This is a genomic window from Streptomyces sp. NBC_01477 (assembly GCF_036227245.1).
In the GTDB taxonomy this organism is placed as follows: Bacteria; Actinomycetota; Actinomycetes; order Streptomycetales; family Streptomycetaceae; genus Actinacidiphila.
This window is the reverse complement of the sequence record NZ_CP109445.1, coordinates 846,095-866,195: the sequence shown is the minus strand read 5'-3', so window position 1 is coordinate 866,195 and position 20,101 is coordinate 846,095. Positions and strand designations below refer to the sequence as shown.

General features: G+C 73.6%; 18 protein-coding genes. 14 read left to right on the top strand and 4 right to left on the bottom strand.

Going from position 1 to position 20,101, the window contains the following annotated elements; genetic code table 11:
• Positions 1 to 47: 47 nt before the first annotated feature.
• From OHA86_RS03375 to OHA86_RS03320, 12 genes are all read left to right on the top strand, one after another.
• On the top strand, positions 48 to 1,703 hold the full coding sequence (locus OHA86_RS03375) for an ABC transporter substrate-binding protein (protein ID WP_329172323.1): 1,656 nt from the start codon (positions 48 to 50) through the stop codon (positions 1,701 to 1,703).
• Positions 1,700 to 2,779, top strand: a complete 1,080-nt coding sequence (locus OHA86_RS03370; protein WP_329172321.1) for an ABC transporter permease — start codon at positions 1,700 to 1,702, stop codon at positions 2,777 to 2,779. The genes OHA86_RS03375 and OHA86_RS03370 overlap by 4 nt, the downstream gene beginning before the upstream one ends.
• Positions 2,780 to 3,808 carry an ABC transporter permease gene (locus OHA86_RS03365; RefSeq protein ID WP_329172319.1) on the top strand — a complete coding sequence of 343 codons (1,029 nt, stop codon included), beginning with the start codon at positions 2,780 to 2,782 and terminating at the stop codon, positions 3,806 to 3,808. It abuts the gene before it with no gap.
• Positions 3,801 to 5,510: an ABC transporter ATP-binding protein gene (locus OHA86_RS03360; RefSeq protein WP_329172318.1), complete on the top strand. Its 1,710-nt coding sequence runs from the start codon at positions 3,801 to 3,803 to the stop codon at positions 5,508 to 5,510. Before OHA86_RS03365 ends, OHA86_RS03360 begins: the two co-directional genes overlap by 8 nt.
• Positions 5,511 to 5,552: 42 nt before the next feature.
• A complete protein-coding gene (locus OHA86_RS03355; protein ID WP_329172316.1) occupies positions 5,553 to 6,650 on the top strand; it encodes an LLM class flavin-dependent oxidoreductase in 1,098 nt (365 codons plus the stop codon).
• Between the two features lie 38 nt (positions 6,651 to 6,688).
• Complete coding sequence (locus tag OHA86_RS03350) at positions 6,689 to 7,207, top strand: GNAT family N-acetyltransferase (protein ID WP_329182197.1); 519 nt, start codon at positions 6,689 to 6,691, stop codon at positions 7,205 to 7,207.
• Between the two features lie 206 nt (positions 7,208 to 7,413).
• A complete protein-coding gene (locus tag OHA86_RS03345; protein ID WP_329172315.1) occupies positions 7,414 to 8,148 on the top strand; it encodes an SDR family NAD(P)-dependent oxidoreductase in 735 nt (244 codons plus the stop codon).
• Positions 8,149 to 8,287: 139 nt separating this feature from the next.
• Complete coding sequence (locus OHA86_RS03340; protein ID WP_329172313.1) at positions 8,288 to 9,589, top strand: beta-ketoacyl-[acyl-carrier-protein] synthase family protein; 1,302 nt, start codon at positions 8,288 to 8,290, stop codon at positions 9,587 to 9,589.
• On the top strand, positions 9,586 to 10,806 hold the full coding sequence (locus OHA86_RS03335; protein WP_329172312.1) for a ketosynthase chain-length factor: 1,221 nt from the start codon (positions 9,586 to 9,588) through the stop codon (positions 10,804 to 10,806). Before OHA86_RS03340 ends, OHA86_RS03335 begins: the two co-directional genes overlap by 4 nt.
• A gap of 76 nt (positions 10,807 to 10,882) precedes the next feature.
• Complete coding sequence (locus tag OHA86_RS03330) at positions 10,883 to 11,143, top strand: acyl carrier protein (RefSeq protein WP_329172311.1); 261 nt, start codon at positions 10,883 to 10,885, stop codon at positions 11,141 to 11,143.
• Between the two features lie 65 nt (positions 11,144 to 11,208).
• Positions 11,209 to 12,129, top strand: a complete 921-nt coding sequence (locus OHA86_RS03325; RefSeq protein WP_329172309.1) for a zinc-binding dehydrogenase — start codon at positions 11,209 to 11,211, stop codon at positions 12,127 to 12,129.
• Positions 12,130 to 12,512: 383 nt separating this feature from the next.
• Positions 12,513 to 13,520, top strand: coding sequence for an MBL fold metallo-hydrolase (locus OHA86_RS03320; protein WP_329172307.1), 1,008 nt, complete (start codon positions 12,513 to 12,515; stop codon positions 13,518 to 13,520).
• Positions 13,521 to 13,597: 77 nt separating this feature from the next.
• Here OHA86_RS03320 and OHA86_RS03315 read toward each other — a convergent pair whose 3' ends face one another.
• The 3 genes from OHA86_RS03315 to OHA86_RS03305 are packed head-to-tail and all read right to left on the bottom strand — an operon-like array spanning position 13,598 to position 15,942.
• The gene (locus OHA86_RS03315) at positions 13,598 to 14,554 is read right to left on the bottom strand and encodes an aromatase/cyclase (RefSeq protein ID WP_329172305.1); all 957 of its coding nucleotides are present in this window, start codon (positions 14,552 to 14,554) and stop codon (positions 13,598 to 13,600) included.
• A 45-nt stretch (positions 14,555 to 14,599) separates the two neighbouring features.
• A complete protein-coding gene (locus tag OHA86_RS03310; RefSeq protein WP_329172303.1) occupies positions 14,600 to 15,409 on the bottom strand; it encodes an SDR family NAD(P)-dependent oxidoreductase in 810 nt (269 codons plus the stop codon).
• Entirely contained in the window at positions 15,406 to 15,942 is a 537-nt protein-coding gene (locus tag OHA86_RS03305; RefSeq protein ID WP_329172301.1) for a flavin reductase family protein, read from the bottom strand. The genes OHA86_RS03310 and OHA86_RS03305 overlap by 4 nt, the downstream gene beginning before the upstream one ends.
• Positions 15,943 to 16,240: 298 nt before the next feature.
• On the opposite strand from OHA86_RS03305, the gene OHA86_RS03300 reads away from it, so the two are divergent.
• Both OHA86_RS03300 and OHA86_RS03295 read left to right on the top strand, forming a co-directional pair.
• Complete coding sequence (locus tag OHA86_RS03300) at positions 16,241 to 17,299, top strand: phosphotransferase family protein (protein WP_329172300.1); 1,059 nt, start codon at positions 16,241 to 16,243, stop codon at positions 17,297 to 17,299.
• A gap of 86 nt (positions 17,300 to 17,385) precedes the next feature.
• Positions 17,386 to 18,858: an FAD-dependent monooxygenase gene (locus OHA86_RS03295; RefSeq protein WP_329172299.1), complete on the top strand. Its 1,473-nt coding sequence runs from the start codon at positions 17,386 to 17,388 to the stop codon at positions 18,856 to 18,858.
• Positions 18,859 to 18,976: 118 nt separating this feature from the next.
• Here OHA86_RS03295 and OHA86_RS03290 read toward each other — a convergent pair whose 3' ends face one another.
• Complete coding sequence (locus tag OHA86_RS03290; protein WP_329172298.1) at positions 18,977 to 20,041, bottom strand: LLM class flavin-dependent oxidoreductase; 1,065 nt, start codon at positions 20,039 to 20,041, stop codon at positions 18,977 to 18,979.
• Positions 20,042 to 20,101: the final 60 nt, after the last annotated feature.

Here is a 20,101-nt window from a genome sequence, read left to right as displayed (position 1 = left end):
GGCCCCGGGCCGCCCGCGCCCACCCCTACGCGAAAACGGGATTCCTCATGTCACGTCAGCTCGGAGCGGCCCGGCACGGCCGCGCCGCACTTTCCCTCGGCGCGGCGGCCCTGATGGCCCTGACCGCCTGCACCAGCACGAAGAACGACGACGGCAGCGGGGGCGGCGGCACCGGCGGAACGCCGGCCAAGGCCCTCACCATCGGCACCACCGACCAGGTGACCAGCCTGGACCCGGCCGGCTCCTGGGACGCGGGCTCGGGCACCATCGAGGACGAGGTGTACGCCACCCTCCTCAGCCCGCGGAACGGCTCGTCCGACGTGAAGCCCAACCTCGCCTCGGCGATCAGGCTGACCGGCCCCAAGGAGTACACCGTCACCCTCAAGCCGGGGCTGACCTTCGCCAACGGCCACGAACTGACGTCCTCCGACGTCGTGTTCAGCTTCAACCGGCAGCTGAGGATCGCCGACAAGAACGGCCCGTCGTCGCTGCTGTACAACCTCGCCTCGGTGGCGGCCCCGAACCCCGGCACGGCCGTCTTCACCCTCAAGTCGGCCAACGACACGCTCTTCCCGCAGGTGCTGTCGACCGCCGCCGGCTACATCGCGGACGAGCAGGTCTTCCCCGCCGACACGATCCTGGACGACACCGCCGTGGTCGCCGCCAAGCCGTGGGACGGCCCGTACGCGATCAGCACCTACCAGAAGAACTCGCTGGTCTCCTTCACCGCCAACTCCGGCTACAAGGGCCTGCTCGGCACCCCGAAGACCTCCCACGTCCAGCTCAAGTACTACACCGACGCCAGCAACCTCAAGCTCGATGTGCAGCAGGGCACCATCGACGCGGTCTACCGCACGCTGACCGTGACCGACCTCCAGGACCTGGCCACCAAGAAGGACCTCACCGTCCACACCGGCTCGGGCAACGGCATCCGCTTCATCGTCTTCAACTTCAAGACCCAGCCGTACGGTTCCGCCACCAAGCAGGCCGACCCGGCGAAGGCGCTCGCGGTGCGGCAGGCGGTGGCCGACTCCGTGGACCGGGCGCAACTGGCCGACCAGGTCTACAAGAACACCTTCCAGCCGCTGTACGGCTCGGTCCCCGACGGCATCACCGGCGCCACCCCGGCGCTGAAGGCCCTCTACGGCGACAAGAAGGGCGGCCCCGACAAGGCCGCGGCGGCCAAGGCGCTGTCCGACGCCGGGGTTCCCACCCCCGTCACCCTCAACCTCCAGTACAACACCGACCACTACGGCTCGTCGTCGGCCGACGAATACGCCCTGATCAAGTCGCAGCTGGAAGCCACCGGGCTGTTCAAGGTCAAGCTCCAGTCCACCGAGTGGGCGCAGTACGGCAAGGACCGCGTCGCCGACCTCTACCCGCTCTACCAGCTCGGCTGGTACGCCGACTACCTCGACGCCGACGACTACCTCGCGTCCTTCTACGCCGCCAACAGCTGGGTCAACAACGGCTATTCCGACCCGGCGGTCAAGGCGCTGATCCAGCGCGAGGAGACCGAGACCGACCCGGCCGCGCGCACCGCGCTGATCCAGCAGGCGCAGGACAAGGTCGCCGCGTCGGTGCCCCTGCTGCCGCTGCTCCAGGGCTCCACCGCGATCGTCACCCGCGCCGGGGTGACCGGCGTACCGGCGAAGCTGGACAGCGCGTACCAGTTCCGCTGGGCCGAACTCGGCAAGCGGTGACCACCCTGGTCCAGGAGGCTCCCGGCGCCGTCGGCAGGACCGGCGGCGCCACCGGGAGCGGGCTGCTCCGCTACCTGGTGATCCGCTTCCTCCTCATCATCCCCACGGTGCTGGTCCTGGTCAGCGTCGTGTTCTTCCTCATGCACGCCAGCGGCGACCCCATCACCACCGCCTTCGGCGACCGCCTCACCCCGCAGCAGCTGCACGCCAAGCTGCACCAGGCCGGCTACGACCGGCCGCTGCTCACCCAGTACCTGGACTACCTGCGGTCGCTGGGGCACGGCGACTTCGGCAGGACCGCCACCGACAACCAGGCGGTCTCGCGGATGCTGCGCACGTACGGCGCCGCGACCGCGGAGCTGGCCGCGTACGCGATGGCCGTCGCGCTCGCCGTCGGTGTGCCGCTGGGCATGGTCGCGGCCGCCCACCGGGACCGGGCGCCCGACGTGGCGCTGCGGCTGTTCGCGATCCTCAACTACGCGACGCCGGTCTTCTTCCTCGGGCTGCTGCTGAAACTGGTCTTCGCCGTGTGGCTGGGCTGGCTGCCCACCTCCGGCCGGTCCGGCATCGACGTCCAGCTGGAACTGGAGAACCAGACCAGCACCACGGGGATCTACCTGCTCGACGCGGTCCGCAGCGGCGACGGCTCCGCGGTGGCCGACGTCCTGCGGCACGCGGTGCTGCCCGGCGTCGCGCTCGGGCTGCTCGTGGCCGGGGTGCTGCTGCGGCTGGTCAGGACCAACCTGATCGGCACGCTGTCGGCCGAATACGTCGAGGCCGCCAGGTCCCGCGGGGTGGGCCCCTTCCGGCTGGTCACCCGGCACGCGACCCGCCCGGCGCTGATCCCGGTCGTCACCGTGCTCGGGCTCCAGGTCGCGGGGCTGCTCGGCGGCGCGGTGCTGACCGAGACCACCTTCGAGTGGAAGGGCCTCGGCTTCGAGCTGGCGCACTACCTGACGGTGCGCGACTACGCGGCGGTGCAGGGCATCGTGGCCCTCTTCGCGGTGGTGGTCGCGGTGACCAACTTCCTCGTCGATGTCGCGGCGGCGCTGATCGATCCCCGAGTGAGGTACTGAGTGGCCAACGACACCCTCGACCGGCCGGCCCGCGCGGCCCGCCGCCGGCGGATACCGCTGCCCGGCCGGCTGGACGCGAGCGTGGGCCTCCAGCGCGCGATGCTGCTCACCGGCGCGGCACTGACCGGCGTCTTCCTGCTCGCCGCGCTGTCCGCACCGCTGCTCGCGCCGTACGGCTACGCGCAACTGAGCAGCGGCGGGAAGCTGTTCGGGTCGCAGCGGCACCCCGGCGGGTCGCATCCGCTGGGCACCACCATCGCCGGCTACGACGTGCTGTCGCGCACCTTGTGGGGGAGCAGGACGGCGCTGGAGATCATCGTCGCGGCGCTGCTGCTCTCGGTGGTCGCCGGGGTCCTGCTCGGCCTGGTCTCCGGCTACCTCGGCGGCTGGCCCGACCGGCTGCTGGTGGGGGTGGCCGACGCGATGTACGCCTTCCCCGCGCTGCTGCTGGCGATCATCATGTCGATCGTCATCAGCGGCGGCCAGTCCAGCCTGATCGGCGGCCTGGGCGCGGCGGCCTGCTCGGTAGCGGTGGCCTTCGTCCCGCAGTATTTCCGGGTGGTGCGGGCCGAGGTGACCCGGGTGAAGTCGGAGGCGTTCGTCGAGGCGGCCCGGGTGATCGGCGCGGGCGCCTGGCGGATCATGTTCCGCCATGTGCTGCGCAATTCGGTGCGCACCCTGCCGCTGATCCTCACGATCAACGCGTCCGAGGCGATCCTCACCCTGGCCGGCCTCGGCTTCCTGGGCTTCGGCATCGAGCCGACCTCGGCCGCGGAATGGGGCTACGACCTCAACCGCTCGGTCGCCGACGTCACCTCGGGCATCTGGTGGACCGCGCTGCCGCCGGGCCTGGCGATCGTGCTCACCGTCCTGGGCACCACGCTGCTCGGCGAGAGCCTCACCGACCTGGCCGACCCCCGGCTGCGCCGCCGCGGCCGGACAGCCACGGCGGCAGGCACGAAGACCCCGGCGGACACCGTACGTCCGGCCCTCGACCTCGCTCAGGACGAAGGAGGCGCCGATGCCTGACCTGCTGCGGATCGAGGACCTGCACATCGGCTTCGACACCGACCACGGCACGGCGCCCGCCGTCGCCGGGGTCAGCCTCGGCGTGGCGCCCGGCGAGGTGCTCGCGCTGGTCGGGGAGAGCGGCAGCGGCAAGACGGTGACCGCCAAGGCGGTGCTCGGGCTGCTGCCGGCCACCGCGTCCACCCGCGGCCGGGTGCTGCTCGGCGACGGCACGGCCGACCCGGCCGAGGACGTGCTGACCGCCTCGCCGGCCCGGCTGCGGGCGCTGCGCGGCGCCCGGGCGGCGATGGTATTCCAGGAGCCGTCGACCGCCCTGAACCCGGTGTTCACCATCGGGTGGCAGCTCGCCGAGGGCCTGCGGGCGCACGGCGCGGGCGGCAGCCGCGCCGAACGCCGGGCGCGGGCCGTCGAGATGCTCGGCCAGGTCGGCATCCCCGAGCCCGACCGCCGGGTGGACCACTACCCGCACCAGCTCTCCGGCGGCCAGAAGCAGCGCGCGGTCATCGCGATGGCCCTCGCGCTGGGCACCGGCCTGCTCATCGCCGACGAGCCGACCACCGCCCTGGACGTCACCGTGCAGGCCGAGATCCTGGAACTGCTGCACCGCTGCCGCACCGACCTCGGTACGGCGGTGCTGCTGATCACCCACAACATGGGGGTGGTCGCCGACCTCGCCGACCGGGTCGCGGTGATGCGCCGCGGCCGGATCGTGGAGAGCGCTCCCGTACGCGAGCTGTTCGCCGCGCCCGCCCACCCCTACACCCGTGAACTGCTCGCGGCCGTACCCGATTTCGGACGGCGGACGACCGTACGCCGCACCCCGGGGCCGGCCGGGCAGGACCGCCGGCCGCCGGTGGTCAGGGCCGAGGGCCTGGTCGTCGACTACCCGGGACGGCTGGGCGGCCGGGCCTTCCGCGCCCTCGACGGGGTCGGCTTCGAGATCGCCCCGGGCGAGGTGCTGGGCCTGGTCGGGGAGAGCGGATCGGGCAAGACCACCATCGGCCGGGCGGTCGCGGGCCTGACCGGTGTCACCGCGGGGGTGCTCGACGTGCTCGGCGAGCCGCTGGCCGCCCGGGGGCGGCTGCGGCGGTCGCGGCGGGCGACGGCCGGCAGCAGGGCCGGGCAGGTCGGCTTCGTCTTCCAGGACCCGGCGACCAGCTTCAACCCGCTGCTCACCATCGCCGACTCGGTCGGCGAGCCGCTGGCGGTGCACCGCAGGGACCTGGACGCCCGTGCGGTGCGTGCCGCGGTCGACGCGCTGCTGGAGTCCGTCCGGCTGCCGCGCGGCCACGGCGACCGCTATCCGCACGAGCTGAGCGGCGGCGAAAGGCAGCGCGCCGGGCTGGCCCGCGCGCTGGCGCTGCGGCCCGGGCTGGTGATCGCCGACGAGCCCACCTCGGCGCTGGACGTCTCGGTGCAGGCGCAGGTGCTGGCGCTGTTCACCGAACTCCAGCGGGAGCAGGGCTTCGCCGCGCTGTTCATCAGCCACGACCTCGCGGTGGTGGAGCAGGTCGCCGACCGGGTGGCCGTCCTGCACCGCGGCCGGATCGTCGAGTCCGGCGCCACCGCCGACGTGCTGGGCGCGCCCCGCGACGACTACACCCGGCGGCTGATCGCCTCGCTGCCGGTGCCCGACCCCGAGCGGCAGGCCCGCAGGGGACCGCCGACCACCGCGGGACCCGGCGTACCGGCCCGCGAGTGACACCGGTACACGTACGCCGACCGACCGAAAGAGGCCCGAACCATGCCCGTCGAATTCCTCGGGATAGCCGCCACGAACGACGGCTCCGAGACCAACCCGCGCAGCGGGGCGTCCTTCGACAAGGACTACACGCTGCGGCTCGCCCGCGCCCACGAGGACCACGGCTGGGACCGGGTGCTGTTCGCGTACGGCTCGGGATCGCCCGAGCCCGGCGCCGCCGCCGCGTACATCGCGGCCCACACGGACCGGCTGCAGATCCTGCTCGCGCACCGGCCGAACGTGTCCTACCCGACCTTCGCCGCGAAGCAGTTCGCGACGCTGGACCGGATCAGCGGCGGCCGGCTCGCCGTCCACTTCATCACCGGCGGCAACGACCACGAGCAGCAGCGCGAGGGCGACTTCCTCACCAAGGACGAGCGCTACGCCCGCACCCGCGAGTACATCGAGATCGTCAAGCGGATCTGGACCGAGCACGAGCCGTTCGACCACGACGGCGAGCACTACCGCTTCAACGACTTCGTCTCCGACGTCTTCCCGGTACGGCAGCCGCACCCCGACGTCTCCTTCGGCGGCTCGTCCGACGCCGCCTACGCCGCGGGCGGCGCGGTCGCCGACATCTACGCCCTGTGGGGCGAGCCGCTGGCCGAGACCGCCAGGCAGATCGAGGCGGTGAAGGCGGCGGCTGCCGCCGCCGGCCGCGCCGAGCCGCCCCGTATCCAGGTCGCCTTCCGGCCGATCATCGCGCCCACCGAGGACCTGGCCTGGGAGAAGGCCCACCGCACGGTCGCCGCCATCAAGGACCGCCGCGCGGCGGGCGCCTGGCGGCGGCGCGGCGGTGACACGCCCGAGAACGCCGGTTCGCAGCGGCTGATCGCCATCGCCGAGCAGGGCGAGCGCTACGACCGCGCGCTGTGGACGCCGACCGCCGCCGCGACCGGCGGCGCGGGCAACTCCAACGCCCTGGTCGGCACCCCGGAGACGGTCGCGCAGGCGCTGCTCGACTACTACGACCTGGGCGTGGACATCATCTCGGCACGAGGCTACGACCTGCTGGACGACGCCATCGACTTCGGCCGGTACGTCATCCCGCTGGTGCGCGAGGAAGTCGCCGGGCGCGACGCGGAAAGGACCGGCAAGTGACAGCGACCACCCCGCACTTCGAGGTGCGCACGGCGACGATGGCCGACCCGCTGGTCCGTCCGCTGCTGGAGGAGCTGGAGTACGAGTACACCACCCGCTACCCCTCGCTGGCCGGCGCGAGCAGGGAACTGGTCCGCTACCCGCCGGAGGAGTTCGAACCGGCCGGCGGCGGGCTGCTGATCCTGCTGCTGCGGGACGGCGAGCCGGTCGCCGGCGGGGCCTTCCGCCGCTACGACGAGCAGACCGCGGAATTGAAGCGGATCTGGACGCACAGCGGGCACCGCCGCCAGGGACTGGCCCGGCGGATCGTCGCGGAACTGGAGCGGGCCGCGGCGGCGGCCGGCTATCTGCGGGTCTATCTGACCACCGGGCCGCGCCAGCCGGAGGCCAAGGGGCTGTACCTGACCACCGGTTACACCGCGCTGTTCGACGTGGCGGCCGACCCGGAGACGCTGGGCGGCCCGCTGCCCTTCGCCAAGCGGCTGGTGGGCTCGGAGCCGGTGCGCCCCGGGGACTTCCGGCCGACCCCCCGGGTCGACTTCGGGCGCACCCCGTGACGCGGAGCGCCGGGCGGCCGTGAAGCGGCCCGTCCGGGGCGTCCGGCCGCCCGGCGGGCCGGACGCCCCGGACGCGCCGCGGGGTTGAGGGCAGTGCCCGGGAGGCAGCGAACGCCCAGCGCGCTCCCATCGGGCGTCGAGCGGCCCTTCGACGGGTCTTCGTAGCGTGGGTGGCCTCCCGTTCACGAACCCCTCAGGAGGACACCGTGCGGCTCGCCGGGAAAGTCGCCATCGTCACCGGTGGTACCAAGGGCCTGGGACGCGCCATCGCCGAGGCCTACGTCAAGGAGGGCTGCCGGGTCGTGTGCGCGGCCCGCGGCGCCGGGCCGGCCGGTGAACTGCCTCCGCCCGGCGGCGACCTCGCCTTCCAGCAGGCGGACGTCCGCGACCCCGAGTCCGTGCGCGCCCTGATGCGTACGGTCCACGACGCCTACGGGCGGCTCGACGTCCTGGTCGCCAACGCCGGGGTCAGCCGGCCGGGGCCGAGCGCGGACCTGGAGCCGGACGCCTGGGCCGAGGTCATCGACACCAACCTCAACGGCACCTTCCTGTGCGCCCGCGAGGCCGTGCCGTACCTGGAGAAGAGCGGCGGCGGGCGGGTCATCACCATGTCGTCCGCGCTGGCCACCAGGGTCGCCCGCGGCTCGGCCGCCTATGCCGCGTCCAAGGCGGGCATCGAGATGTTCACCCGGGTCGCCGCGGTGGAGTTCGCCGCCCGCGGCGTCACCGTGAACTGCCTCAGCCCCGGCTTCATCGACGAGGGCATGGGCCGCGAACTGGCCCGCAACGAACGGGTGTGGAGCCACTTCAGCGGCAAGATCTCGGTCGGCAGGGCAGGCGCCGCCGACGAGGTCGCGGACGCCGCGGTCTTCCTGGCCGCCGACAGCTCCCGCTATGTCAACGGCCATGTCCTGGAGGTCAACGGCGGCCTGAGCTGGTGACACGGCCCGCCGAGCCCGCGCGTACCAGCAGCGGTGGCCCGCGCCACCAGCAACCCACCAGACCTCTCTCACACGCTCGTTCGCAAGCCCGCACGTCACAGCACCCATCCCCGACAGCCAGCAGTGGAAGGTCAGCGGAATGACGGACAAGGCAACGACCGACACCGCCCGGCCGGCGCCGGGCCGACGGGTGGTCATCACCGGCATCGGGGTGATCGCCCCCGGCGGGACCGGCACCAAGGCCTTCTGGGAGACGCTCACCTCGGGACGCACCGCGACCCGGAGCATCTCCCTCTTCGACGCCTCCCCCTTCCGGTCCAGGATCGCCGGCGAGGTCGACTTCGACCCGGCCGCGGAAGGGCTCGGCCATCAGCAGATCCGGCGGCTCGACCGGGCCGCGCAGTTCGCCGTCGTCGCCACCCGGGAGGCCGTCGCCGACAGCGGCCTCGACACCCTCGACCCCTACAGGACCGGCGTCACCATCGGCAGCGCGGTCGGCGCCACCATGAGCCTGGACCGGGAGTACGCCGTGGTCAGCGACGCCGGGCAGTCCTGGCTCGTGGACCACGCCTACGGCGCCCGGCACCTCTACGACTGGTTCGTGCCGTCCTCCTTCGCGGCCGAGGTCGCCCGCGAGGTGGGCGCCGAGGGGCCGGCCGTGGTGGTCTCCGCGGGCTGCACCTCGGGCCTGGACTCGGTCGGGCACGCCGCGGAACTCATCAGGGACGGCTCGGCCGACGTCATGATCACCGGCGCCACCGACGCGCCGATCTCCCCGATCACGGTGGCCTGCTTCGACGCCATCAAGGCCACCTCGCCGCGCAACGACGACCCCGAGCACGCCTCGCGCCCCTTCGACCGGACCCGTAACGGCTTCGTCCTCGGCGAGGGCTGCGCGATGTTCGTACTGGAGGAGCTGTCCCACGCGCTCGCCCGCGGCGCCCGCATCTACGCCGAGATCGCCGGCTTCGCGGCCCGCTGCAACGCCTACCACATGACCGGACTGCGCCCCGACGGACGGGAGATGGCCGAGGCGATCAGGGTCGCCCTGGACGAGGCCCGGATGAACGGCGACGCCATCGACTACATCAACGCCCACGGCTCGGGCACCAAGCAGAACGACCGGCACGAGACCGCGGCCGTCAAGCGGGTCCTCGGCGACCACGCCTACCGGACCCCGATGAGCTCCATCAAGTCGGTCATCGGGCACTCGCTCGGCGCCGTCGGCTCCATCGAGATCGCCGCCTCGGCGCTGGCCATGGAGCACAGCATCGTGCCGCCCACCGCGAATCTGCACGAGCCCGACCCCGAGTGCGACCTGGACTACGTACCCCTGGTCGCGCGCGAGCACCGCACCGACGCCGTCCTCACCGTCGGCAGCGGCTTCGGCGGCTTCCAGAGCGCCATGGTGCTGGCCAGGCCCGAGCGGCGGCTCGCATGACCGCGACCGCGGTGGTGACCGGACTCGGCGTCGCGGCCCCCAACGGCCTCGGCATCGAGGACTACTGGCGGGCCACCCTCAACGGCGAGTCCGGCATCGGCCGCATCACCCGCTTCGACCCCGCCGGCTACCCCTGCCGGCTCGCCGGTGAGATCGGCGACTTCGACCCCACCGAGCACATCCCCGGCCGGCTCATGCCGCAGACCGACCACATGACCCGGCTCGCGCTGGCCGCCACCGACTGGGCGCTGTCCGACGCGGGCGCCGTCCCGACCGACCTGGACGAATTCGGCATGAGCGTGGTGACCGCCAACGCCTACGGCGGCTTCGAATTCGGCCACCGGGAACTGGAGAAGCTCTGGAGCCGGGGGAGCAGGCACGTCAGCGCCTACCAGTCCTTCGCCTGGTTCTACGCGGTCAACACCGGCCAGATCTCCATCCGGCACGGCATGCGCGGGCCCAGCGGCGTCCTGGTCTCGGAGCAGGCGGGCGGCCTGGACGCGGCGGGCCAGGCCCGCCGCCACATCCGCAAGGGCACCCCCTTCGTGGTGACCGGCGGGGTCGACGGCGCCCTGTCGCCGTGGGGCTGGGTGGCGTACCTGTCCAGCGGACAGCTGAGCACCGGCGACGACCCGGCACGCGCCTATCTGCCCTTCGACACCGCGGCCGGCGGCTGGGTGCCGGGGGAGGGCGGGGCGATCATCGTGGTCGAGGAGGCCGAGGCCGCGCGGGCCCGCGGCGCCGCCAAGATCTACGGCGAGATCGCCGGCTACTCCTCGGGCATCGACCCGGCGCCGCACACCGGGCGCCCCCAGGCGCTGCCGCGGGTGATCCGGCAGGCGCTGGCCGACGCGGGGCTGGAGCCGGCCGACATCGGCGTGGTGTTCGCCGACGCGGTCGGACTGCCCGAACCCGACCGGGCCGAGGCCGAGGCGATCACCGAGGTCTTCGGCGCCGGCGCGGTCCCGGTCACCGCGCCCAAGACCATGGTGGGACGGCTGGCCTCGGGCGGATCAGCGCTCGACACGGCCACCGCCTTCCTGGCGCTGCGCGACCAGGTGATCCCGCCCACCGCCCATGTCACGGACCCGGCGGGCGCCGCGGCCGACCTCGACCTCGTCCTCGCCCCCCGGCAGGCCGCCCTGCACAGCGCGCTGGTCCTCGCCCGCGGCACCGGCGGGTTCACCGCCGCCCTCGTCGTCCGCGCGGCCGCATGACCGGCCGACCGCCGGGCCCCCGCCCGGGGCCGTTCAGGAACACCCAGGACAGGACCACACAGGAGGAGACGCAGCCATGCCCCTGATCACCCTCGACGACCTCAAGGACATGCTGACCAAGGCGGGCGGCGAGGGCGCCGACGTACCCAGCCTGGACGGCGACGCGGTCGACACGCCCTTCACCGACCTCGGGTACGACTCGCTCGCCATGCTCGAAGTGACCAGCATGGTGGAACTCGCCTACGACATCAGCCTCGAGGACGACGCGGCGCAGACGGCGGCCACTCCGCGGGAGATGCTGGATCTGGTCAACGGGCTGCTGAACGCGGCGGCCTGAGCCCGGGCGCAGCGGCGCCCCCGGGCTTCCCTCATTCGTGATCCGCGAAGAAAGCGGGGTATCTCGTGAAAGCACTCGTCACGGCGGCCGGCGGTGACTTCGGCCTGCGGCTGGACTCGGTCGCCGAGCCCGAACCCCGGCCGGGGCAGGCGCTGGTGGCGGTCGGCGCGGTGGCCGTCAACCGCGGCGAACTGTCCCTGGTCGGCCAGCTTCCGCCCGGCTCACGGCTCGGCTGGGACGTGGCGGGCACCGTGCTGCGCGCCGCGGCCGACGGCACCGGGCCCGCCGCGGGCACCCGCGTGCTCGGCCTGGCCGACCTGGACGGCTGGGCCGAGCGGGTCGCGGTCGACACCGGCCGGCTCGCCGTCCTGCCCGCCTCCGTGGACCTGCCGACCGCCGCCGCGCTGCCCGTGGCCGGCCTGACCGCGCTCTACGCGCTGCTGCACGGCGGCCGGCTGCTGGGCCGCACGGTGCTGGTCACAGGCGCGGCCGGGGGTGTCGGGCGGCTCGCGGTGCAGCTCGCCGCGGCGGCCGGCGCACGGGTCGTCGCCTGGGTGGGTTCCGCCGAGCGGGCCGCGGGGCTCGCCGAGCTGGGCGCGGACGCCGTCGAGCTGTACGGCGCCGAGCAGACCGAGCCCGTCGACGTCCTGCTGGACAGCTGCGGCGGCGAGGTGCTCACCCAGGCGTTCCGGACGGTCGTGCCCGGCGGGTCCGTGGTCTGCTTCGGCAACACCGCGCGCGCCGAGCTGCGGCTGCCGCTGGACTGGGGCCGGCTGCGGCCCGGGGTCGGGCTGCGGTACCTCTACCTCTTCGAGGAGATCACCCGCCAGAACGTGGCCCGGGACCTGGACTTCCTCGTCCGGTCGGTGGCCGACGGGCGGATCGACCCGCAGGTCGCCCTGATCGCCGACTGGACCGACCCGACCGCGGCCTTCCAGCGGCTCCAGGACCGGAAGGTGGACGGGAAACTGGTGCTGGCGCTCTGAACGCCCGCCGCCCGCCCGTGTGTTGGCGGGCGGGCGGCGGTGTGACGGCCCCGGCCGCGGCGGTCCCCCTGCGGACCGCGGCGACCGGGGCCGCCGCATGTGCCGCTGCCACCGGGTGCGCTCGCCGCCGTGCCGGCTGCCGTGCCCGGCGGGCGCCCGCGGCTGCTCGGCTCGGCGCGTGCCCCGGCCGTCCGGGTCGGGGGGCGGCACCGGTGCCGGGGCCGGCGGGCGGTCGGCGTCCCGGCTCCCGGCTGCTGACTCCCGGCTGCTGACTCCCGGCTGCTGACTGCCGGCTGCCGGCTTACGGCTGCCGCCCGGTCCGGCCCGCCCGCCGTTCAGCCCGCCACGAACGTCCTCCCAGCGGGGGCGGGGACCGTGGAGCCATGACTTCTCCTGTGACCCGCGCCCAGCACGCGGCTCCCGCCCCGCCCCCGGCCCCGGGCCGGCCCGCGGCGCTTCCCGAACCGCCCGCGCCGGGGCCGCCGCCGGATCCGCCGTACACGCAGCGCCTCGCGGACGGCGTGCACGCCTTCGTGCAGCCGGACGGCGGCTGGTGCCTCGGCAATGCGGGGATCGTCGTCGGCGACGGCGTGACCGCGCTGATCGACACCGCCGCCACCGAGGCCCGGGTCCGGCTATTGCGTGACGCCGTGGCCGCGCTCACCCCGCACGAGCCGACGATCGTCGTGAACACCCACCACCACGGCGACCACCACTTCGGCAACGCCCTCTTCGCGCCCACCGCCGCCGTCGTGGCCTCGGCGCGGACCCGGGAGGTGATGGCGGAGAAGGGCACCGCGCTGCGGTACGTGTGGCCCGACACCCCGTGGGGCGACCTCCCACTCACCCTGCCCACCGTCACGTTCGAGGACCGGCTGACGCTGCACGTCGGCGGGCTGCGGGTCGAGCTGTTCGACCTCGGGACCGCGCACACCGTCAGCGACACCGTGGCGTGGCTGCCCGAGCGCCGGGTGCTCTTCGCCGGCGACGTCCTGCTGCCCGGCTGCACGCCCTTCGTCCTGATGGGCTCGGTGTCCGGTTCGCTGGCGGCCCTGGACCGGCTGCGCGCCCTTCGCCCCGAGGTGGTGGTCGGCGGGCACGGGCCGGTCGCGGGCCCCGAGGTGCTGGACGCCACCGGGGCGTATCTGCGCTGGGTACAGGGGCTCGCCGTGCGCGGTCTCGCCGACGGCCTGAGCCCGTACGAGGCCGCGGTGCGCGCGGACCTGGCGCCGTACGCGGAACTGCGCGAGCCGGAGCGGCTGGTGGCCAATCTGCACCGCGCGTACGCCGAGGCGGCGGGGCTGCCGCTCGACCACCAGATCCGCTCGGGGCCGGTCTTCGAGGAGATGGCCCGCTTCAACGGCGGCCGTCCCCTGGTCTGCCGGGCCTGACGGCCCCGCGGGCACGGCCGAGGGCGGCACCTCCGGGGTCAGCGGAGGTACCGCCCTCGTCGCGCGGGCGCCCCTGGTCAGCCGACCTTCGACAGCCCGGCCCGCTCCTCGGCGTAGCGCTTGGCGTGGCCCAGCGTGGCCAGGCTGTTGGTGCCCAGCGCGGTGCGGACGAAGTCGCGGGCGTCGGCGACGGTCGCCTTCGCCCCCAGCACGCGGGTGACCGCGTCCGGGTTCACCACGATGGTGTGCCGGGAGGTCGCCGACAGGCCGGCCGGGGTGTCGCGCAGGATCCACTCGCCGGTGTGCACGGTGAGCAGCGCGGGGACGAGCAGCTGCTTGTAGACGATCCGGCCGGGCCGGAAGCTCACCCGCACCGACTTGGTGGTGTGCTGCGAACCGTCCTTGGCGAGGGTGTCCATCTCCAGTGTCTGCATCCCCTCGCCGGGTTCGGTCAGCACCACCCGCTTGACGTGCGGCAGCCGCTCCTCCCACGCCCCGGCCTGCCAGATGAAGTCGTGCACGTCGGCGGCCGAGCCCTGGATCGTCACCTCGTCGTCGAAGGTGAGCGACAACTCCGGCATCAGGGCCGTCTGTTCGGCCGTGGCCCGCAGCCGCTCCAGCTCGGCGCCGCTGTTGCGGTCGACGGCCTGCCCGATCCACGCCACGTTCTGCGGGGTGTCGCCCACCGCGGTGAAGTCGTGGTCCAGCACCACCTCGCAGGACGCCGCCGACAGCGGCCGGATGGTCCAGGTGCCGCCCATCGACGCCACCGGCGGCTGCGAGACCTGCTGGCGGAAGGTGACGGTCCGCGCGGCGGGGTCGAGCCTGCGCCGTGACGTCCAGTTCTTGACCTCGTCGTTGGCGGTCGCCCAGATCCGGATGGTCTCCTCGCCGCCGCCGAGCGGGGTCTGCTCGACGTGCACCGAAGGCGGGAAGACCCGGGGCCAGTTCGCGGCGTCGGCGATGAGGTCGTAGGCGGTGTCGGCCGGTGCGGCGACGGTGACGGTGTGCTGTGTGTGGTGCACGGTTGCCATGGGGATCCCTCCGGTGTCGGCGGTCAGGGGCGGGGGCGGGCGGGGTCAGTAGTTGCCCAGGCCGCCGCAGACGTTGATGGCCTGCGCGGTGATCGGGGCCGCGGTGTCGGAGACCAGGTAGCCGACCATGCCCGCCACTTCCTCTGGCGCGCTGTAACGGCCCAGCGGGATCTTGGCGTTGAAGCGGGTGAGCACGTCGTCGGCGGTGGTCTCCCAGGCCGCCGCGTAGCCGTCGCGGACCCGCTGGGCCATCGGCGTCTCCACGTAGCCGGGGCAGACCGCGTTCACCGTGATGCCGCTGCGGGACTGCGCCAGTTCCAGGCCGAGCGCCTTGGTGAAGCCCACCACGGCGTGCTTGGACGCGGAGTAGGGTGCGCCGAGCACGACGCCCTGCTTGCCGCCCGTGGAGGCGATGTTGATGATCCGGCCGGACGGCTTGGAGCCCAGACCGCCGGCGGTCAGCGCCTCCCTGGTCATCCGGAACACGCTGTGCAGATTGGTGTCGATCACGTCGAACCACAGCTCGTCGGTGATCTGCGAGGTCACCCCGCCGCCGCTGCGGCCGGCGTTGTTGACCAGGATGTCCAGCGGCCCGAACCGGTCCACGCACGCGGCCACCGCGCGGCTGACGTCCTCCGCCTTGCGGACGTCGGCGGCGACGCCGTCGGCGGTGATGCCGGCCGCGTCCAGCGCCTTCACGGTCGCCTCGACGTTCTCGGCGGTGCGGGCGGTGAGGAAGACCCGGATGCCGGCGCTGCCGAGGGTGTGCGCGATGGCCAGGCCGATGCCGCTGGTGGCGCCGGTGATCAGTGCGACCCGGCCCTCGGCGGGGGGTTGCGTCTGTGCGGTGGTCATGAGTGGTCCTTTCCGGGATTCGGGTGGGGGTGCGGGGCGAGGCCGGTGACGGTGCGCAGCGCGCCGCGGTGGAACACCATCGGCGGGACGGCCCCGGCGACCCCGAGACCGACCACCTCCGCCACCGCGAAGAAGTGGTCGCCCAGCTTCTGGATCTGCTGCACCAGGCAGTCCAGCCACGCCGTGGTCCCCGGCAGCACCGGATTGCCGTGCGGCGACTCCCACCACGTGAGGTCGGTGAACTTGTCGTCGCCGCTGCGGGCGAAGCGGGCGCACAACTCCTGCTGGTCGTGGGCGAGGACATTCACCGTGAACGAGCCGGCGCTGCTCATCGGCGGCCAGCTCGCCGACCGCTCGTCGATGAACACCCCGATCAGCGGGGGTTCGAGGGAGACCGAGACGAACGATCCGACGACCAGGCCCGCGGGACCGTCGCCGGTCGCCGCGGTGACCACCGTGACGGTGGTCGGCACATGGCCGAGCACCTGCCGGAACAACTGCGGCTCCACATGGGTGCCGACGGGTGGTGCCATGCCCATCTCCGGCCTCCTGCCTGGGGATGCATGGTGGGTTCGCGGCGGGTTCTTCGTGGCTTCGCGGCCGGCTCGCGACGTGCGGCCGGCCCGACGCCGATGCTGGCAGCCGGACTTGGGGAGCCGGTGGGCGTGCAGTGAAGGGCCGCAGGGGCCGCGCCGGTACCCGGCCGCGTCATCGCGGCCCCAGCAGGTCCCCAGCGCGCTGGGCGACGATCACCGGTGCGGCCCGCCCCACGCGGCCCGCGCCCTCCCCCGACCGCCGCAGGTCCGTTCACGTCCGCCGAGGAGCCGGCCCATGCCCGTACCCCTGCAACGCGACCTCGAACTCACCCGCAAGCGCCTCACCGGCTGGCTCTCCGACCGGCTGCCGTACGCCACGGATCTGCGGATCGTGGTCGACCTCCCGCAGGGCCTCGGCTTCTCGCACGAGAGCCTGCTGGTGCACGCCGACTGGACCGAGCGCGGCATCCCGCGGCTGCGCCGGTTCGTGGTCCGGGTCGCCCCGATCCGCTACCGGGTGATGCCGGTCTCCCACCTGGACGACGAGTACACGATCCTGCGGGCGCTGGCCGGCACCGATGTGCCCGTGCCCGCCGTCCTGGGCTACGAGGCCGACCCCGGCCTGCTGGGCGCCCCCTTCTACGCGATGACCCACGTCCCCGGCTGGGTGCCGTCCGACCTGCCGTCGTACCACCGCGGCGGGCCGCTGCACGACTCGCCGCCCGCCGGGCAGGCCGCCGTGTGGTGGAGCGGCGTCGGCGTCCTGGAGCGGCTGCACCGGCTCGACCCGTACGCCCTCGGCCTCGGCGGGCTGCGCGCCCCCGCCGGGCTGACCGCGCAGCTCGACTTCTACGAGCGGCACCTGGACCACTTCGCCGGTCCCGGCACCGGCGCGGCCGTCGAGGCGCTCGGCGTGCTGCGCGCGGGCCTGCCGCCGCAGCCGCCCGCCCGCCAACTGGTCTGGGGCGACGCCCGGCTGGGGAACATCCTGTTCGCCGGCACCGGGGCGGCGGCGGTCCTGGACTGGGAGATGGCCTTCCTCGGCCCCGGCGAGGCGGACCTCGGCTGGTACCTGTGGTTCGACCGGCACCTCAGCGAAGGCGTCGGCGCCACCCGCCTGCCGGGACTGCCCGGCAGGTCCGAGACCGTGGCGCGCTACGAGGCCGGCACCGGCCGCCCGGTCGGCGCCCACCTGCACTGGTACGAACTCTTCGCCGGCTTCCGGTTCGCGCTGATCGCCAACCGGGTGGGCCGGCTCATCGTCGAGCACGGCCTGGTCGCGTCCGAGGCCGACGTCCCGCTGGCCCGCAACGCCGCCCGGCTCCTGGACCGCGCCCTGCGGTCGCCGGGCTGACCGCCGCGCGGCACCGGCCGCACCGCTCCCCCCCGCGGCACGACCCGTACGTCCGAACGTTCCACAGAACTCCTGGAGGCCGACCCGTGGAAGACCAGCAGCACCGTACCGACGCCCTCGTCATAGGCAGCGGATACGCCGGAGCCATCGCCGCGCTGAAGCTCGCCGAGGCGGGCGTGCGCACCCTCGTGCTGGAACGCGGCCGGCGCTGGCCGGTCACCCCGCAGGGCGACACCTTCGCCACCCAGCGGAATCTGGACGGCCGCGCCGCCTGGCTCAGCGAGCGCTCGCCGCTCACCGACCAGAAGCTGGACGTCTACACCGGCGTCCTGGAGTCGCTGGACGGCGAGGGACTGACCATGATCGCCGCGGCCGGTGTCGGCGGTGCGTCCCTGCTCAGCAACGCCACCATGGTCGAACCGTCGCCCGAACTGTTCCGGCAGGCCTTCGGCGATGTGCTCGACCACACCGAGATGACCACCCGCTGGTACCCGCACGCCCGCGAACTCATCGGGTGCAGCCCCATCCCCGAGGACATCTACGCCTCCGACTTCTACCGCTCGGCCCGTTCCTTCGCCGAGCAGCTGGACCGGGCCGGCATCCCGTACCGGCTGATCGACCTGGCCGTGGACTGGGACGTGGTGCGCGAGGAGATGGCCGGGCGGCGGGTCGCCGCCGAGGTGGCCGGCCTCAACCTCTTCGGCGTCAACAGCGGCGCCCAGCGCAGCGTCGACGTCACGCTGCTCGCCAGGGCCGAGGCCACCGGGCTGGCCGAGGTGCGCCCGCTCAGCTCCGTCACCGCCATCCGCCAGGACGGCGTCGGCGGCTACGCCGTGTCCTACGAGGAGATCGACGAGCGCGGCACCGTACTGGCCCGGCACGAGGTGCGCGCCCGCACCCTGGTGCTGGCCGCCGGCACCCTCGGCACCACCCGGCTGCTCATGCGCGCCCGGGCCACCGGGGAACTGCCGGGCCTGTCGGACGCGCTCGGCACCAAGGTCGGCAACAGCGAGGTGATCACCGCCCGCACCGGCATGCCGGAGAACAACCCGGCCCAGGGCGGCCCCTCGGCGATCCTCGTGCAGGACTGGGAGGACAACCCGCACGCGCCGGTGTCCCTGCTCAACTTCCCCTGGGTGGACGCCCCGGCCGGCCAGGGCTGGATCACCACCATCGGCGCCTGCCCGTCGCCCGCGCTGGGCAGCTTCCGGTTCGACCGGGACAAGGACGACGTGGTGCTCAGCTGGCCGGTCGACGACCCGCGGGTGACCGTGATGGCCAAGGCCGTCCAGGACACCCTGGACCGGCTCGACGCCGCCAACCCCGGCAGCAGCACCGCCTTCGCCCGGGTCGGCACGACCGGCGGCAATGTGGTCGGCGGTGTCCCGCTCGGCCTGGTCACCGGCCACGACGGCGGTGTGCACGGCCACCCGGGCCTGTACGTGGTGGACAGCTCGCTGCTGCACGGCTCCTCAGGCGGGGTGCCGCCGGCCCTCACCGTGGCCGCGGTGGCCGCCCGCACGGTGGCCGCGATGGTGCCCCAGGTCGCCGCGAGCTGAGCCCGTACCCGCGCCCGCCGCTCGCACGACACCGGCGGACGGCGTGCAGCGCACACCGCAGCGGCCCCCGGCGTGAAGCCGGGGGCCGCTGCTGGTGGCGCTTCTTTTTCTGCGGGGGTCAGGCCGCGCCGCGGAAGTGCGGCAGCACCTGCTCGGCGAACAGCCGCAGGGTGCGCACCGACTCCTCCAGCGGCGGATTGCCCGAGATCACCTGGAGGCTGACGGTGACGTCCCCGTACCACTCGCGGATCGTCCGCAGCCGCTCGGTGACCTCGGCGGGCGTACCGACCAGGACCTTGTTCTCCGACAGCGACCGGTCGAAGTCCGCCTTGGCGATCTTGTCGACGATCCGGTCGTAGCCCTCGTACCCCTCGCTGCGCCGCTTGCCCCAGGCCGCCACCGCGTCGACCATCACGGAGTTGGTGCGCTGCGAATACTCCTTGCCCTTGGCGCGGGCCTCGTCGGCGTCCTCGCTGAGGTAGCAGTTGTAGCTCATGTGCACCTCGTCGCCGCCCGCCGGGTGCCCGGCCTCGGCGTACGCCTTGCGGTACAGCGTCAGCATCTCCTGGACCTTCTCGCGCTTGGAGATCGACGGCACCAGCAGCAGCCCGTGGCCGTCACGGCCCGCCTGCTCGCACGACGAAGGCGTGATCGCCGCGGCCACCAGGATCCGCGGGTGCGGACGCTGGTACGGGCGCGGCAGCAGCGTCACCGGGCCGAACCTGTAGAACTCGCCCTCCCAGACCACGTCCTCCTCCGCCCACAGCCGCTGGCAGGCCCGCAGGCCCTCGGCGAACCGCGGCCGGCTCTCGTCCATGGACAGCTCGAAGGCGTCGAACTCGTCGGGCAGGAAGGCCCGGCCGAAGCCCACCTGGAGCCGCCCCTTGGAGATGTTGTCCAGCATCGCCAGCTTGCCCGCGAGCTTGAGCGGGTGGGTGAACGCCGGGATCACCGCGCCCGTCACCAGCTTGATCCGCCGGGTCCTGGCGGCCACCGCGGCCAGGAAGGTCACCGGGTCCGGGCTGTAGCCGCCGTACTTGAAGAAGTAGTGCTCAACGGTTTTGACATGGTCGAACCCGAGGTCCTCGGCCAGCTCGGCCAGCCACAGCGCCTCCTCGAAGTACGTGGCGGCCGGTTTGTCGTCCGGGCCCACGGTGGGGAAGAAGTTGATACCGAATTCCATGCAGTGCTCCCTGGTCGGACGGTCCGCGGGGGGCCGGTCGGTCGGGTCGGTGCTCATGGG